Origin of the sequence: Bacteroides sp. NSJ-39, assembly GCF_014287315.1 — a bacterium.
Taxonomy (GTDB): Bacteria; Bacteroidota; Bacteroidia; order Bacteroidales; family Bacteroidaceae; genus Bacteroides; species Bacteroides finegoldii.
Genome location: NZ_JACOOB010000009.1, coordinates 91,240 through 106,110, shown reverse-complemented (window position 1 = coordinate 106,110; position 14,871 = coordinate 91,240). Strand labels below are relative to the sequence as shown.

Below are 14,871 nucleotides of genomic sequence, written 5' to 3'. Positions count from 1 at the left end.
TTAAGTATCAGTTATTTGGAAGCTACGAGCTCGGCAATCTTCACAATTACTTTCATTGCTTTCTCCATATTCTGGATAGGCACAAATTCATAACGTCCGTGAAAATTCAGCCCACCGGCAAAGATATTCGGGCAAGGCAAGCCTTTAAAAGAAAGTTGTGCACCATCCGTACCTCCACGAATCGGCTTCACATTCGGTTTCACACCAACAGCTTCCATTGCAGCAAAAGCGGTGTCGATAATATGCATCACCGGCTCTATCTTCTCACGCATATTATAATATTGGTCGCGCAATTCGAGAGTTACCGTACCCGCACCATATTCGGCATTCATTTGAGCGACCAGACGTTCCATTTCTTTCTTGCGGTTTTCAAACTTAGTACGGTCATGATCGCGAATGATATAAGAAACTGAGCTTTGCTCCACTTCACCCTGAATGCCAATCAGATGATAAAATCCTTCATATCCCGTAGTATGCTCCGGCCTTTCCTGTGTCGGCAGCAGGGTAATAAACCGATTGGCCAAATAAATGGAATTAATCATCTTATCCTTAGCATATCCCGGATGTACATTACGCCCTTTAAAAGTAACTTTAGCGGCAGCAGCATTGAAGTTCTCGAACTCCAACTCTCCCACTTCACCGCCATCCATTGTATATCCCCACTCACAACCGAACTTTTCTACATCGAATTTATGAGCGCCTTCACCGATTTCTTCGTCCGGATTGAAACCGATACGGATTTTTCCGTGTTTGATTTCAGGGTGGTCTTTCAGATAGGCCATTGCGGAAACAATCTCTGCAATACCGGCTTTATCATCAGCACCGAGCAAAGTTTTTCCGTTGGTTACAATCAAATCTTCTCCTTTATGATCCAACAATTCCGGAAATTGCGACGGGGAAAGAGCCACATTTTCTTCGGCACAAAGTACAATATCCGAACCGTCATACTTTTCTACAATACGCGGAGTAACATCCTTACCCGTCATATCCGGACTTGTATCCATGTGAGCAATAAACCCGATAGTCGGTACCTTTTTATCTATATTGGCAGGGAGCGTGGCAAAAAGATAACCATGCTCATCCAAAGTTATATCTTCCAACCCCAAAGATTCCAACTCTTTTTTCAAGTATTCTGCAAAAACCATCTGCTTCGGAGTACTTGGAGTAAGCCCTGTCGATTCATCAGATTGTGTATCGAAGCTTACATACTTTAAAAATCTGTCTACTAAAGTCATATCGTTTTAATTACAAGTTACTAATTACAATTTACAAATTGATAGTTTATAGTGCCGTAAAGGTAAAAAAAGAGCCGTGAATTACAAAGCAATTCACGGCTCTTTTTTATTGTATAATTTTATCCGGATACTTAACTGACCTATCTGACCACTTTAAAAATGGCTACTACCGTCAAAGCAATGTGTACAAACCTTGCATTTGGGCAGACCGATAGCTTCTATTAATGTTTCCACTGTATTGAACTTCAAAGAAGAAAGCCCGAAACGTTCGGCTATAATACCAACCATCTTCTCATATTCGGGAGACCCGGTAGTGGCATATTTATCCAAATTCTTATTTTCGTCACCTTCCAATTCCTTAATAATACGGCGGGTAATCAGTTCCAACGCATTTTTGGAAGCGGAAAAACCTACAAACGGACAAGCATAAATCAATGGAGGACAGGCAATACGCATATGTACCTCTTTTGCTCCATAATCATATAGTATCTTCACATTATCACGCAACTGCGTGCCACGAACGATAGAATCATCACAAAACAACAAACGTTTACCTTCAAGCATTGCACGGTTCGGAATCAATTTCATCTTCGCCACTAACGCACGCATCTCCTGATTACTAGGAGTAAAACTACGAGGCCAAGTCGGTGTATATTTTGAAATCGCACGGTGATAAGGAACACCCTTACCTTCTGCATATCCCAAAGCCATACCCACTCCCGAATCAGGAATACCACAAGCACAGTCCACTTCCGATTGATCTGTCTGTCCCATCTTCAATCCACAAGTGAAGCGCACCTCTTCTACATTCCGTCCTTCATAACAAGAAGTAGGAAAGCCATAGTACACCCACAGGAACGAACAAATCTGCATATCCTCATTCGGTTCACGAAGTTGTTCGATATGATCGTCATACATACGGACGATTTCACCGGGACCTAAGTATTTCTCTATCTCATAATCCAAATTCGGAAAACTGGATGATTCGCTTGTCGCAGCGTATGCTCCTTCTTTTTTTCCTATTACGATAGGAGTACGCCCCCACTGGTCACGAGCAGCGATGATACTTCCGTCCTCCGTCAAGATAAGCATTGAGCAAGAACCTTTGATGTGCTTGAACACATTTTCAATACCTTCCACAAAGTTTCTACCTTGTATCAGAAGTAATGCGATAAGTTCAGTCTGATTGGTATTGCTCGAACTAAGTTCGGCGAAGTGCATATTTTGATTGAGAAGTTCATCTTCCAGTTGCTGAGTATTGACAACCTTTGCAACGGTAATAATGGCGAAGCGGCCGAGGTGAGAGTTAATAATAATAGGTTGAGCGTCTGTGTCACTAATAATGCCGATACCGGCGTTTCCTTTAAACTTGTCCAATTCTCCTTCGAACTTTGTTCGAAAATAGGTACTTTCCAAATTATGAATGGAGCGTATAAACCCTTTTTCCTTACTGTATGTCGCGAGTCCTCCCCGCTTTGTACCCAGATGTGAGTTATAATCTGTGCCGTAGAATAAATCAGTCACGCAACTAGCTTTCGAGACTGTTCCGAAAAAACCTCCCATGTTATTCTCTTTATTGATGTTTTTTAAAAAGATGTGCAAAAGTACAAAAAAGAATCCGTCTGATAAAATAAAGAGCCCCGCAAAGTTTTGTTTTCCTTGCGGGGCAACAACTAATATTTATTAAAAGCGGGAAATCCGAGAACAATCTCTTTGCCTAGATCTTATTTCCATTTCTTGATTATCTTCTTATCCGACGGAGCTGCTTCAATCAAGCTCAACGCAAATCCTCCGCTACGGGCCAGTTTGACAGAAATCCGGGTTTTAGCAGTCACTATACCTTTCTTTATTTGATAAGAGGTTGGATTCTTTTCAAAGTCCGCTTCCTTTCCGTCAGCATACAATGTCGCTACATATTGTTTTCCCGGTTCGAGAAAATCAAGTGTAAAAGCAGAAGTACGAGGATTCTCATCAGTGATACCACCTACGAACCAGCTATCAGTACCCTTCGCCTTACGTGCAACGGTGATGTAATCTCCCGGTTCTGCCTCCAGATACTTACTGTCATCCCAATCAACGGCTACATCCTTGATAAATTGAAATGCATCCATGTGACGTTCGTAGTTTTCAGGGAAATCAGCCGCCATCTGCAAAGGGCTGTACATCGTTACATAAAGAGCCAATTGTTTAGCCAATGTAGTACGTACAAAACTATGATCGCCCGACAAGAAAGAAAGTTTGGTATCAAAAATACCCGGAGTATAATCCATCGGTCCGCCAATCAGACGGGTAAAAGGAAGTAAAGTGGTATGAAACGGTTTATTACCGGCAAATGCTTCATACTCCGTACCACGTGCCGACTCATTGCCGATCAGATTCGGATAAGTACGACATAGTCCGGTAGGACGGACTGCCTCATGAGCATTCACACAAATCTTATAATCAGCCGCTTTCTTCACTGCATATAGATAATGGTCGTTCATCCATTGTCCGTAATGATGTTCGCCACGAGGAATGATATTGCCGACATATCCACTCTTCACAGCATTGTAGCCGTTATCTACCATAAATTGATATGCCGCATCCAAATGACGTTCATAGTTACGAACAGAAGCGGATGTCTCGTGATGCATCATCAGCTTTACTCCTTTTGACTTCGCATATGCATTCAGCATTTTCAAATCGAAATCAGGATAAGGTGTAACGAAATCAAATACATAATCTTTTGATTTGCCGAACCAATCTTCCCAACCTTCGTTCCATCCTTCTACCAATACTTGATCAAATCCATGTTCAGAAGCAAAGTCAATGTACCGTTTCACATTATCGTTATTCGCTGCATGGCGTCCGTTCGGTTTTGTTTTTGAATAATCTGTTTCGCCCAATTTCACAGAGTAAACATCGTCCGTATATGCCCAAGAACTTTTTCCGCTAATCATTTCCCACCACACACCAATGTATTTCACCGGTTTAATCCAAGAAACATCTTCATAAGCACAAGGATCGTTCAGATTCAATGTCAGCTTAGATGCCAGAATATCACGCGCATCATCACTCACGATTACCGTGCGCCAAGGAGAACGACAAGGTGCTTGCATATATCCTTTATCTCCTTGTGAGTCCGGTGTCAACCACGATTCAAAAACCAGGTTCCGATCATCAAGGTTCAAATGCATACAGGAATAATCAACCAAAGCAGCTTCATGCAGGTTGATATATAAGCCATCATCCGTTTTCATCTGCAAAGAAGTTTGCACACCTGTTGGCGAGAAAGAGGTTTGAGAAGCGTTTCCAGTAATCGCCCCTTGCAATAATCCACGAATTTCAGAAAGTCTGGACTCGGTATAATCGTATTCCTGCGTATCATAATCACCGGGAATCCAAAAGGCCTTATGATCTCCCGCCATAGCAAACTGGGAATGTTCTTCCTTAATCACAAAATAATTCAAATTCTTCTGCAATGGGAATTCATACCGGAATCCCAAGCCATCATCATAAAGACGGAAACGGATAATGATATTGCGATCTTGTGCCTTCTGATTCAAAGTAACAGCCACCTCATTATAATGGTTGCGGATTGATTTCACCTCTCCCCACACCGGTTCCCATGTTTCATCAAAAGCAGAAGTTTTAATATCGGCCAGAGTGAATCCATTCATCAGTCCGGGATCATTTTTCAATTCCAGTCCCAGTTTCGAAGGTTTAATCACCTCTTTTCCTTTATAAGAGAGTTCATACACCGGTTCTCCTTGCGTGTTAACAGAGAAATTTAGCTTTAATTGTCCGTCAGGAGAAGTGATACTTTCGGCCTTTGCTGATGTGCCGAAGAAAAAAGAGAGCAACAGGCAGACCCATATTGCAGTTCCTATTTTCATGTTCTTCATGATATAAATGAGTTAGTTAATAATCGTATGGCAAAGATAGACAGGAAACAATAGAGGTGTTTTTCTTTATAAAGAAAATATAGAAGGATATAGAAGTTGAAACGGGATAAACATTTAAATATAAAGCAGATAACAAATCCAGAAGCTAGAAAAAATATAGTGTCTATGGTGAAGAAATTAAAAGGATTAAAGACGCATATTACATAATCTTTCTATATTTGCAACGTATTATCCCAACTATATCAATAAACACTTTACTATTTAGAATATGGCACAGCACCTTAAATTGATCGCTCTATTGATTTTCACATTGTCCGCCAGCTACACTTCCGCGCAGTCTTTACGTAAACTGCTGGAACGTCCATACGGTATCATCGAGTCAAAATGGGAAAAAGATGCTCAGGGAGCTACCGAACTCAATTACTACAATGAAGACTATTGCGACTATTATCTGTATCGTGCCAACGACCGTTCCTACAATTTAAGTAACGGAAAAAACACTATATTTAAAATAGAAAAGAACGCACAGGTAGACAATCCGTTTAAAAGTGCCTCTTCTTATACGTTCTACCGGGGCAAATTTCCTAAAGATTTCAATATTCAGACTCCTTATGCCTTACCCGTAAAGAACAATCAAAAGACAGCCTGGAAAACCGATCCGCGTGAACCATTCAAGACCTTGAATTTTCACATCAAGCAAGGTGATACAATCTATGCCACCCGCAGCGGAATAGCCTGTAAAACCACCAACCCGCAACAGCTGCTCATCTATCACGAACTGAGTCATCATTTCGTTTCGCAGATTCTCGGCAAGCGTCCTCCAAGCTGGCTTAATGAAGGACTGTCGGAGTACTTCAAACATTGCACCATTCACAAAAAAGCAGTCCGCCACACATTTACCGAATACGAACAAGGGAGAGTTCGGACGATGTATATGCTGGGAGAAGTAAACCTTCCTACATTTTTAAATAGCAGCCAGGGCAAATTTATGAAGCAGCAAATGACGGACGAACAATACTCTTATATTCTTTCGCACGCGCTTGTCACCTTCTGGATAGAGAGCGTCCCCCGCGAGATATTCAAAAAGTTCATATCCGTTCTGCAAAACAAAAATGATCCGTCAACCGTTTCAGAACAAATCAATCTTGTTTATCCCGGAGGCTTCCAACAATTCGAAAAGGATTTTGAAGCCGTCTACAAATAATATCAATCTTTCAATCAAATGAGTAAAGAAGTTATCTATATCTTTATCGGTGGAGGAACCGGTAGTGCACTGCGTTATTTCATCCAGTTGTTAATGCACGAACGAATCGTCCCTTATCATTTTCCATGGGCCACTTTCACGGTCAATCTTCTCGGCAGTTTTCTCATCGGCCTGTTCTATGCCCTTTCAGAGCGATTCCACCTTCCGTTCGAGTTCCGTTTGTTTCTGACAACGGGTTTATGTGGAGGTTTCACAACGTTCTCTACTTTCTCCAGTGACGGCGTAGGTCTGCTGAAAGGAGAATTTTACGGAGCATTTGTTCTATATACATTATTAAGTATAGGAATAGGATTAGCCGCAACGTTAGCCGGTGGATATGTGGGAAAACAGATTTAATAATTCGAATATAAATCCTACCTTTACGACATGATTAAAAGAAACCCAACCAAACCCGTCCGCGTTGTTCCTCCCATGATGGAAGAGCAGGAAGTCAGTACTACTACCCTACAGGAATGGCTCGACAGAGAAGAAACCGTCTCCCATCTTTTATTCTGCAAAGGAAAAGAAGAAGGCATCGACAAATCTTATAAAAGTTTTAAAAACTGCACCTTTCAGCATCAGACATTCAGCGAATGTAAATTCCGTTCCTCCCAGCTGACCGATGTCAGGTTCGAGAACTGCGACTTATCCAACATTTCTTTCGCTGAAAGTTCGCTCTACCGGGTAGAATTCATTTCCTGCAAACTATTGGGTACCAATCTATCGGGAACAACGATGAATCACGTCTTGCTGCATGACTGCAACGCAGGTTATATCAATCTGGCTATGAGTAAAATGAACCAGGTACGTTTTGCACACAGCCAGCTCCGCAACGGAAGTCTGAACGACTGCCGTTTTTCATCCGTCGCATTTGAGAGTTGCGATCTCGTAGAAGCCGATTTTTCACACGCTCCGCTTCGCGGAATAGATTTGCGCACTTCCCGTATCAGCGGAATCACGCTTAACATCAGCGATCTGAAAGGGGCTGTCATCACTTCCCTGCAAGCAATGGATTTGCTCCCACTGTTAGGGGTTATTATCGAAGATTAAAATCCTGCAAATTCACCCCGCCGCACTCAAACAAAAAACATCGTCCCGTTGTTATAGTATAAGGTCGGACTAACGACATATAGGGAATAGGCACAAAAAGAATACCTATTTATAGTGATTTCTCACTCCCCGTCAAGTCCGTACTTTTGCAGAAATCTTATTCAAAAACAATAGAAACGATGAAAATTGAAAAAATTGTAGCTCGAGAAATTCTCGATTCAAGAGGTAACCCCACAGTAGAAGTTGACGTAGTATTGGAATCCGGCATTATGGGACGTGCATCTGTACCGTCAGGTGCTTCCACAGGTGAACACGAAGCATTGGAACTTCGCGATGGTGACAAACAGCGCTATGGTGGAAAAGGAGTACAAAAAGCGGTTGATAATGTAAATAAAATCATCGCTCCGAAACTGATTGGTATGTCTTCACTCAATCAGAGAGGTATCGACTACGCAATGCTGGCATTGGACGGCACTAAGACTAAATCGAATTTAGGTGCTAACGCTATTCTCGGTGTATCTCTTGCCGTAGCTAAAGCTGCTGCCAACTATCTGGATCTTCCTCTATACCGCTATATCGGTGGAACAAATACGTATGTGATGCCTGTACCGATGATGAACATCATCAACGGTGGTTCACATAGCGATGCTCCGATCGCATTCCAGGAATTTATGATCCGTCCCGTAGGTGCTCCTTCTTTCAGAGAAGGTCTGCGCATGGGTGCTGAAGTATTCCACGCTTTAAAGAAAGTCTTGAAAGACCGTGGTCTTAGCACTGCTGTAGGTGATGAAGGTGGTTTCGCACCTAACCTCGAAGGTACGGAAGATGCTTTGAATTCTATTCTGGCCGCTATCAAAGCAGCAGGATACGAACCGGGCAAAGACGTTATGATCGGTATGGACTGTGCTTCTTCCGAATTCTACCACGATGGTATTTACGATTATACCAAGTTTGAAGGTGAAAAAGGTAAGAAACGTACTTCCGCAGAACAAGTTGACTACCTGGAAGAACTAATCAACAAATTCCCTATCGACTCTATCGAAGACGGTATGAACGAAAACGACTGGGAAGGCTGGAAAAAGCTGACCGAACGCATCGGCAACCGTTGCCAGCTGGTAGGTGACGACTTGTTCGTAACCAACGTAGATTTCCTTGCAATGGGTATCGAAAAAGGCTGTGCCAACTCTATCCTGATTAAAGTAAACCAAATCGGTTCGCTGACAGAAACACTGAACGCTATCGAAATGGCTCACCGTCATGGATACACTACTGTTACTTCTCACCGTTCGGGTGAAACAGAAGATGCTACTATCGCTGATATCGCAGTAGCTACCAACAGCGGGCAGATCAAGACAGGTTCTTTAAGCCGCTCCGACCGTATGGCTAAATACAATCAGTTACTCCGTATTGAAGAGGAATTGGGTGATTTGGCTGTGTATGGATACAAAAGAATCAAATAAATTTCGACTTTACATCTAAATAAAATCCCCGGACGATAGATATCCCGGGGATTTTTATATAAGTTTTTATAATAGACAAAGAATCAACTAAATCATTGATAATCTAAACAATACCATTTTAATCAATAATACAAATACTGTATGAAAACAAGCATAATACATTCTATTAATAGTAGAATACCCTAACTGCAAGTCCCTATGCAGTTGTCATTTTTCATATTGGTACGTAAATGAACTATTTCACCACAGAGGACACAGAGGTTTCAAAGTTCTAGTTCATAGATAATTATAAACTCTGTGTCCTCCGTGTCCTCTGTGGTGAAAAGAATCAAAACTGTACGGAAACAAGCCAAAATATAAAAAAAGCATTCAGGTAATTGCCTGAATGCTTTTTTCTTGGATTTGTTATATATCCTTTTTCGAGCCTCTTGTCGGATTCGAACCAACGACCCCGAGATTACAAATCACGTGCTCTGACCAACTGAGCTAAAGAGGCGGGGGTGGGTAAGCTATCTATATCGCGCCGCTACAACCAACTACCTTTGCTGCGATCAAGCCCTGGAGGATTCGAAGGGAGCTGGCCGTATAGGACTTACCCGTTTTGCGGTTGCAAAGGTAGGCATTTTTACGGATTCTGCAATAGCTACGAACAACTTTTTTCAAGTAAAACAACTAACAGACTACATTTCAAGCAATTAAAGGTACAAAAAAAATCTCTACTAGCAACTTTTATTGCTTTATTAACTTTAACAACCATATTCCCTCTATCAACCGATATTATTTGTACCTTTGTGCGCAATTTATAAATGAAGATGACAGAGAACAGAAGCTATTTACAGAAATACGCCATGCATTTTGGCACATATATGGGAGCTTATTGGATATTGAAATTCATACTACTTCCATTGATGTTTGCTATACCTTTTTTCCAATTGCTATATGTTATTCTAACGCTAGCCGTGCCAATCATAGGTTATTATTATGTAAAAATCTATCGCGACAAAGTATGCGGAGGAGCTATACAATTCTCACACGCTGTTCTTTTCACTATATTTATGTATATGTTCGCTTCCCTATTGGTAGCCGTAGCACATTACATATACTTCCAGTTTATAGATCACGGCTTTATCTTCAACGCCCTTGCTGATTTTTGGAACCAGGCGATAGAGCAAAGTCCCGCTTTACAAGAAAACAAAGAACTTATGAAAGATATGTTTGATGCAGATAAAATAAACTCGCTCAGCGCTATCGACATTACCATGCAAATGTTGTCATCGGACGTATTTTTCGGAAGTATCCTTGCCATCCCTACCGGATTAATGGTAATGAAAAAAGCGAAACCCGGAAACAATGAGCCGAGTTGATTGTAATTTGTAATTCGTAACTAGTAATTAAAGAAATGGATATATCAGTTGTAGTCCCATTATTCAATGAAGAAGAGTCACTACCCGAACTCTACGCTTGGATAGAACGGGTAATGCAAGCCAACGGATTCTCATTTGAGGTGATTTTCGTTAATGACGGAAGTACGGACCGTTCATGGGAAGTGATAGAAAAGCTAAAATCCCAATCGGAGCATGTAAGAGGTATCAAGTTCCGTCGCAACTACGGCAAATCACCCGCACTTTACTGTGGATTCGCAGAAGCGCAGGGAGACGTGGTTATAACGATGGACGCAGATTTACAGGACAGTCCGGACGAAATACCTGAACTCTACCGGATGATAACCGAAGACGGTTACGACTTGGTTTCCGGCTGGAAACAAAAAAGATATGATCCTCTGTCAAAGACACTTCCCACCAAACTGTTTAATGCAACGGCACGCAAAGTTTCAGGTATTAAAAACCTACACGACTTCAACTGCGGACTGAAAGCGTATCGCAGAGAGGTCGTAAAACATATTGAAGTGTACGGTGAGATGCACCGTTATATACCTTATCTGGCAAAGAACGCCGGATTCAAGAAAATCGGTGAAAAAGTGGTGCATCATCAAGCCCGCAAATACGGTACAACCAAATTCGGACTTAACCGCTTCGTGAACGGTTATCTGGATTTACTCTCACTCTGGTTTCTTTCCAAATTCGGAATCAAACCGATGCATTTTTTCGGCTTGTTAGGATCGCTGATGTTTCTCATCGGAATGATTTCCGTTATCATTGTAGGTGGTAGTAAGCTATACGCAATGTACAACAATCTACCATATAGACTAGTGACCGACTCTCCCTATTTTTATTTGTCACTTACGGCAATGATTATAGGTACACAATTATTCCTTGCCGGATTTCTTGGCGAATTAATTTCGCGTAACGCACCGGAACGGAATAACTACCAGATAGAAAAGAAAATTTGATTCACATTCAATACTTGACTATGAAGAATTTAGTTCGTATCTTTCTCCTATTGATAATCGTTGGTGCCGCTATCGGTATCCACAGTTCATGTTCGGACGAAAATGATTGTTCTATGGCAGGACGTCCCATGATGTATTGCACGTTCAAAACCAACGATCCGGATAATGATAACGCCGTACTCAATGACACACTCGACTCGCTGACAGTCAGAGCAATGGGAACAGACTCCATTATTCTCAACAATGAGAAAGATGTACATACAGTAATGTTGCCGTTGCGCTATACCAGCGATTCCACCGTATTTATCTTCCAATATAATCCGGTACGCAATCCAGAGGATGTAGATACAGTATATATCGTACAAGAGAACACTCCCTATTTTCAGTCTATGGAATGCGGTTACATGATGAAACAAAACATCATCAGTGCTGCATTCGGCAACAGGAAAAACAGTACGGAGAAAATAACGTCTATCGAATTACGAAATAAAGAAGCCAATTCAAATGAAATTGAGAATTTACAGATATTCTTTAACTATCGCGACCGCACACCGGTTACGCCTGATTAGTCTGCTTCTACTCTTTTGTATCGGTCTTCCGTTACTGGCACAACAGCAGCGTCCTACTCATACACCCAAAAGAGACCTGAAGAAAAAAGAGACTGTCGAGATAGATACGATTCCGTTTTATAACGGGACGTATATCGGTGTGGATTTATACGGCATAGGAAGCAAAATCTTAGGAGGAGACTTCATGAGTTCAGAAGTCAGCATTGGTGTCAACCTTAAAAACAAATTCATCCCTACTTTTGAATTTGGCATGGGAGGAACAGACACCTGGAGCGAAACGGGTATACACTACAAAAGCAAAGCTGCCCCTTTTTTCCGTATCGGCGTAGACTACAACACGATGGCAAAGAAAAAAGAGAAAAACAGTTATTTATATGCCGGACTTCGTTATGCATTCAGTTCTTTCAAATATGATGTATCAACCCTGCCGGCAAATGATCCTATTTGGGGAGATGTAATAGGCAATCCCAACTTAGAAGACGATTATTGGGGAGGGAGTGTTCCTTTCAGCCATTTGGGCATGAAAGGCTCAGTGCAATGGTTGGAAATCGTCTTAGGCGTTAAAGTACGTATTTACAAGAACTTTAATATGGGGTGGTCGGTACGCATGAAATACAAGACAAAAGCTTCTATCGGAGAGTATGGCGCTCCGTGGTATGTGCCGGGTTACGGTAAATATAAATCAAATAATATGGGAATCACCTATTCCCTCATCTATAAATTGCCTCTTTAGAATACAATGACAGGACTAGAGATTTGGTTGCTTGCAATAGGTCTGGCGATGGATTGTTTCGCCGTATCCATTGCAAGCGGCATTATTTTGAAACGTACCCGATGGAGACCAATGCTAATCATGGCCTTTGCTTTCGGACTTTTTCAAGCCATCATGCCACTTATCGGATGGATGTGTGCAAAAACCTTCAGTCATCTTATAGAAAGTATAGATCATTGGATCGCTTTCGGAATTCTTGCCTTTCTGGGAGGCCGAATGATTTGGGAATCCTTTAAAGAAGAAGAATGTTGCCAACTGTTCAATCCGGCAAGCCTAAAGGTAGTACTGACCATGGCGGTAGCAACAAGTATCGACGCATTGGCAGTCGGTATTTCATTCGCCTTTTTAGGTATTCAGGATTACAGCGATATCCTTTCTCCTATCCTCATCATAGGATTTGTTTCATTCGTCCTGTCATTAATCGGGCTTATTTTCGGCATTCAATGTGGCTGCGGCCTTGCCCGGAAGTTAAAAGCTGAGTTATGGGGAGGTATCATTCTGGTAATTATCGGAATTAAAATATTAATTGAGCATCTATTTTTCCAATAAAAAAAGAGTTTTCTTATTAAATAGAAGAATGTATGAAGACAAAAAAGAGTTTCCTTTGGCTGGCTTTCCTAATTCTGGCAACTATCTGGATATTGGCCAGACACAATCAACAAGCAAACTACAACAGTATTACCGGTCTGGTGTTCGGAACCGTTTACAATATCACTTATCAATATGACGGTGACTTAAAACCGGAAATCGAAGCGGAGTTAAAACGATTCGACTTGTCACTGTCACCCTTCAATGACAGTTCCGTCATCAGTCGTGTCAATCGTAACGAAGAAATAGTGACAGATACTTTTTTCCAAAAATGCTTCAACCGTTCTATGGAGATCTCCCGCGAGACCCAAGGAGCTTTTGACATAACGATAGCCCCGCTCGCCAATGCGTGGGGATTCGGATTCAAGAAAGGCACTTTCCCGGATTCCGTAATGATAGATAGTTTGTTGCAAATCACCGGATATGACAAAGTAAAACTTGAGAACGAAAAGATTATCAAACAAGATCCGCGTATTATGTTGAGTTGTAGCGCTGTAGCTAAGGGATACTCAGTGGATGTAGTCGCCCGTCTATTGGATAGAAAAGGAATCAAGAACTATATGATAGATATAGGTGGCGAAGTGGTGGTAAAAGGATTCAATCCTAAAAACGACCGTTGGCGTATCGGAATCAACAAGCCTATCGATGATTCTCTCTCTGTAAAACAAGATATACAGACGGTACTCAAAGTAACCGATCTCGGTATGGCTACTTCCGGAAACTACCGCAACTTCTATTACAAAGACGGAAAGAAATATGCCCATACCATTGATCCGAGAACGGGCTATCCTGTGCAGCATAACATTTTGTCCGCTACTGTGATAGCGGAAGATTGTATGACAGCCGACGCTTTGGCTACCTCATTTATGGTGATGGGGCTTGAAGAAGCGGAGGCTTTCTGTAAAGCGCATCCCAAGATTGATGCTTACTTTATATATAGTGGAGAAAAAGGAAAGTTCGAGACTTATTACACAGAAGGCATGAAACAATATATAACGGAAGCTCCCTGACCATTCCGTTTCCTTGTTTTCACACACAAAAAACCCATCCGGACTTTATAGTACCGGACAGGCAAAAAATTAAAATATGCAATAAAAAAATGATCTATTTCTTTACCGGTGAATATCGGGCATTCAATCCGTTTACGATTTCTTCTGTAATATTAAACGCGCTATCAGCATAAAGCAGATTATCGAAACCGGTGTTGCTGAAAATCAAGCTATATCCGTGAGTCTTATTATATTCTTTCAGGAATGCGTTGATAGAATCACGGAACTGCAAGCTATTCTTATTGTTCTCTTCCATCAAGCCATTCTGAAGCTTATTGCTCAGCTCTTGCAAGTCTTGTTCCAACTTTACCAGACGGTTATATTCCTGCTGTGCTCTATCTTGTGATAGGAAAGCATTGTTTTCCACTTTCTTCTGGAAGTCCTGCTTTTCCTTATTCAAGGAGTTAGCTTTCTGATTCAATGTCATACGAACATTCTCGCTTTTCTTCACCATAGCCTCATTCAAGTCAATACAAAAATTGTATTTGGCCAACAGCGAGTCTATTTCGACATAAGCAATTTTCATTCCTGACAATTCAGCATTTGCCTGAACGGGAGTTGTAGCAGTTTGATTATCAGTTTTGCCAGCGCATTGTGAAAATAAAACGATAAACGCAAGAGCAGCCAAACCGTTCATGAGGTAGTTCATTCTATTCATAATTAATAAGTAT

14 protein-coding genes and 1 tRNA gene are annotated in these 14,871 nt (G+C 41.4%); 10 read left to right on the top strand and 5 right to left on the bottom strand.

Annotated elements, in window-relative coordinates:
• Positions 1 to 11: 11 nt before the first annotated feature.
• The 3 genes from pepT to H8S63_RS12145 form a co-directional block, all read right to left on the bottom strand.
• On the bottom strand, positions 12 to 1,235 hold the full coding sequence (gene pepT / locus H8S63_RS12155; RefSeq protein ID WP_186926921.1) for a peptidase T: 1,224 nt from the start codon (positions 1,233 to 1,235) through the stop codon (positions 12 to 14).
• Between the two features lie 153 nt (positions 1,236 to 1,388).
• Positions 1,389 to 2,798 (bottom strand): amidophosphoribosyltransferase, encoded by a 1,410-nt coding sequence (locus tag H8S63_RS12150; RefSeq protein ID WP_186926920.1) that lies wholly within the window; start codon positions 2,796 to 2,798, stop codon positions 1,389 to 1,391.
• A gap of 161 nt (positions 2,799 to 2,959) precedes the next feature.
• On the bottom strand, positions 2,960 to 5,119 hold the full coding sequence (locus H8S63_RS12145) for a glycoside hydrolase family 97 protein (RefSeq protein WP_186926919.1): 2,160 nt from the start codon (positions 5,117 to 5,119) through the stop codon (positions 2,960 to 2,962).
• A 268-nt stretch (positions 5,120 to 5,387) separates the two neighbouring features.
• Between H8S63_RS12145 and H8S63_RS20120 the strand changes: the two genes are divergently transcribed.
• The 4 genes from H8S63_RS20120 (at position 5,388) to eno (ending at position 8,872) form a co-directional block, all read left to right on the top strand.
• On the top strand, positions 5,388 to 6,323 hold the full coding sequence (locus tag H8S63_RS20120) for a hypothetical protein (RefSeq protein WP_229102127.1): 936 nt from the start codon (positions 5,388 to 5,390) through the stop codon (positions 6,321 to 6,323).
• 18 nt (positions 6,324 to 6,341) lie between these two features.
• Positions 6,342 to 6,719: a fluoride efflux transporter CrcB gene (gene crcB, locus H8S63_RS12130; protein ID WP_004302048.1), complete on the top strand. Its 378-nt coding sequence runs from the start codon at positions 6,342 to 6,344 to the stop codon at positions 6,717 to 6,719.
• A gap of 30 nt (positions 6,720 to 6,749) precedes the next feature.
• Entirely contained in the window at positions 6,750 to 7,412 is a 663-nt protein-coding gene (locus H8S63_RS12125; protein WP_186926918.1) for a pentapeptide repeat-containing protein, read from the top strand.
• Between the two features lie 179 nt (positions 7,413 to 7,591).
• The gene (gene eno / locus H8S63_RS12120; protein WP_004316472.1) at positions 7,592 to 8,872 is read left to right on the top strand and encodes a phosphopyruvate hydratase; all 1,281 of its coding nucleotides are present in this window, start codon (positions 7,592 to 7,594) and stop codon (positions 8,870 to 8,872) included.
• A gap of 422 nt (positions 8,873 to 9,294) precedes the next feature.
• On the opposite strand, the gene H8S63_RS12115 is transcribed toward eno, so the two are convergent.
• Positions 9,295 to 9,368, bottom strand: a tRNA-Thr gene (locus H8S63_RS12115).
• Positions 9,369 to 9,678: 310 nt separating this feature from the next.
• Between H8S63_RS12115 and H8S63_RS12110 the strand changes: the two genes are divergently transcribed.
• The 6 genes from H8S63_RS12110 to H8S63_RS12085 are packed head-to-tail and all read left to right on the top strand — an operon-like array spanning position 9,679 to position 14,161.
• On the top strand, positions 9,679 to 10,236 hold the full coding sequence (locus H8S63_RS12110; RefSeq protein WP_055278979.1) for a DUF4199 domain-containing protein: 558 nt from the start codon (positions 9,679 to 9,681) through the stop codon (positions 10,234 to 10,236).
• Between the two features lie 35 nt (positions 10,237 to 10,271).
• Complete coding sequence (locus H8S63_RS12105) at positions 10,272 to 11,222, top strand: glycosyltransferase family 2 protein (protein ID WP_007758729.1); 951 nt, start codon at positions 10,272 to 10,274, stop codon at positions 11,220 to 11,222.
• A gap of 20 nt (positions 11,223 to 11,242) precedes the next feature.
• Positions 11,243 to 11,791 carry a DUF6452 family protein gene (locus tag H8S63_RS12100; protein WP_186926917.1) on the top strand — a complete coding sequence of 183 codons (549 nt, stop codon included), beginning with the start codon at positions 11,243 to 11,245 and terminating at the stop codon, positions 11,789 to 11,791.
• Positions 11,727 to 12,524, top strand: coding sequence for a DUF6048 family protein (locus H8S63_RS12095; protein WP_186926916.1), 798 nt, complete (start codon positions 11,727 to 11,729; stop codon positions 12,522 to 12,524). Before H8S63_RS12100 ends, H8S63_RS12095 begins: the two co-directional genes overlap by 65 nt.
• Positions 12,525 to 12,530: 6 nt before the next feature.
• A complete protein-coding gene (locus H8S63_RS12090) occupies positions 12,531 to 13,112 on the top strand; it encodes a manganese efflux pump MntP family protein (RefSeq protein WP_022275495.1) in 582 nt (193 codons plus the stop codon).
• 32 nt (positions 13,113 to 13,144) lie between these two features.
• The gene (locus H8S63_RS12085; protein ID WP_186926915.1) at positions 13,145 to 14,161 is read left to right on the top strand and encodes an FAD:protein FMN transferase; all 1,017 of its coding nucleotides are present in this window, start codon (positions 13,145 to 13,147) and stop codon (positions 14,159 to 14,161) included.
• Positions 14,162 to 14,255: 94 nt separating this feature from the next.
• Here H8S63_RS12085 and H8S63_RS12080 read toward each other — a convergent pair whose 3' ends face one another.
• Positions 14,256 to 14,858 (bottom strand): OmpH family outer membrane protein, encoded by a 603-nt coding sequence (locus tag H8S63_RS12080; protein ID WP_007756131.1) that lies wholly within the window; start codon positions 14,856 to 14,858, stop codon positions 14,256 to 14,258.
• Between the last annotated feature and the right edge of the window lie 13 nt (positions 14,859 to 14,871).

What these genes read in the sequence shown, in the direction of transcription:
- H8S63_RS12125 (WP_186926918.1), top strand. Translation starts at nt 6,750, where the DNA reads ATGATTAAAAGAAACCCAACCAAACCCGTCCGCGTTGTTCCTCCCATG.
- H8S63_RS12145 (WP_186926919.1), bottom strand. Translation starts at nt 5,119, where the DNA reads ATGAAGAACATGAAAATAGGAACTGCAATATGGGTCTGCCTGTTGCTC.
- crcB (WP_004302048.1), top strand. Translation starts at nt 6,342, where the DNA reads ATGAGTAAAGAAGTTATCTATATCTTTATCGGTGGAGGAACCGGTAGT.
- H8S63_RS12085 (WP_186926915.1), top strand. Translation starts at nt 13,145, where the DNA reads ATGAAGACAAAAAAGAGTTTCCTTTGGCTGGCTTTCCTAATTCTGGCA.
- H8S63_RS12100 (WP_186926917.1), top strand. Translation starts at nt 11,243, where the DNA reads ATGAAGAATTTAGTTCGTATCTTTCTCCTATTGATAATCGTTGGTGCC.
- H8S63_RS20120 (WP_229102127.1), top strand. Translation starts at nt 5,388, where the DNA reads ATGGCACAGCACCTTAAATTGATCGCTCTATTGATTTTCACATTGTCC.
- H8S63_RS12090 (WP_022275495.1), top strand. Translation starts at nt 12,531, where the DNA reads ATGACAGGACTAGAGATTTGGTTGCTTGCAATAGGTCTGGCGATGGAT.
- H8S63_RS12095 (WP_186926916.1), top strand. Translation starts at nt 11,727, where the DNA reads ATGAAATTGAGAATTTACAGATATTCTTTAACTATCGCGACCGCACAC.
- H8S63_RS12105 (WP_007758729.1), top strand. Translation starts at nt 10,272, where the DNA reads ATGGATATATCAGTTGTAGTCCCATTATTCAATGAAGAAGAGTCACTA.
- H8S63_RS12080 (WP_007756131.1), bottom strand. Translation starts at nt 14,858, where the DNA reads ATGAATAGAATGAACTACCTCATGAACGGTTTGGCTGCTCTTGCGTTT.
- H8S63_RS12110 (WP_055278979.1), top strand. Translation starts at nt 9,679, where the DNA reads ATGAAGATGACAGAGAACAGAAGCTATTTACAGAAATACGCCATGCAT.
- pepT (WP_186926921.1), bottom strand. Translation starts at nt 1,235, where the DNA reads ATGACTTTAGTAGACAGATTTTTAAAGTATGTAAGCTTCGATACACAA.
- H8S63_RS12150 (WP_186926920.1), bottom strand. Translation starts at nt 2,798, where the DNA reads ATGGGAGGTTTTTTCGGAACAGTCTCGAAAGCTAGTTGCGTGACTGAT.
- eno (WP_004316472.1), top strand. Translation starts at nt 7,592, where the DNA reads ATGAAAATTGAAAAAATTGTAGCTCGAGAAATTCTCGATTCAAGAGGT.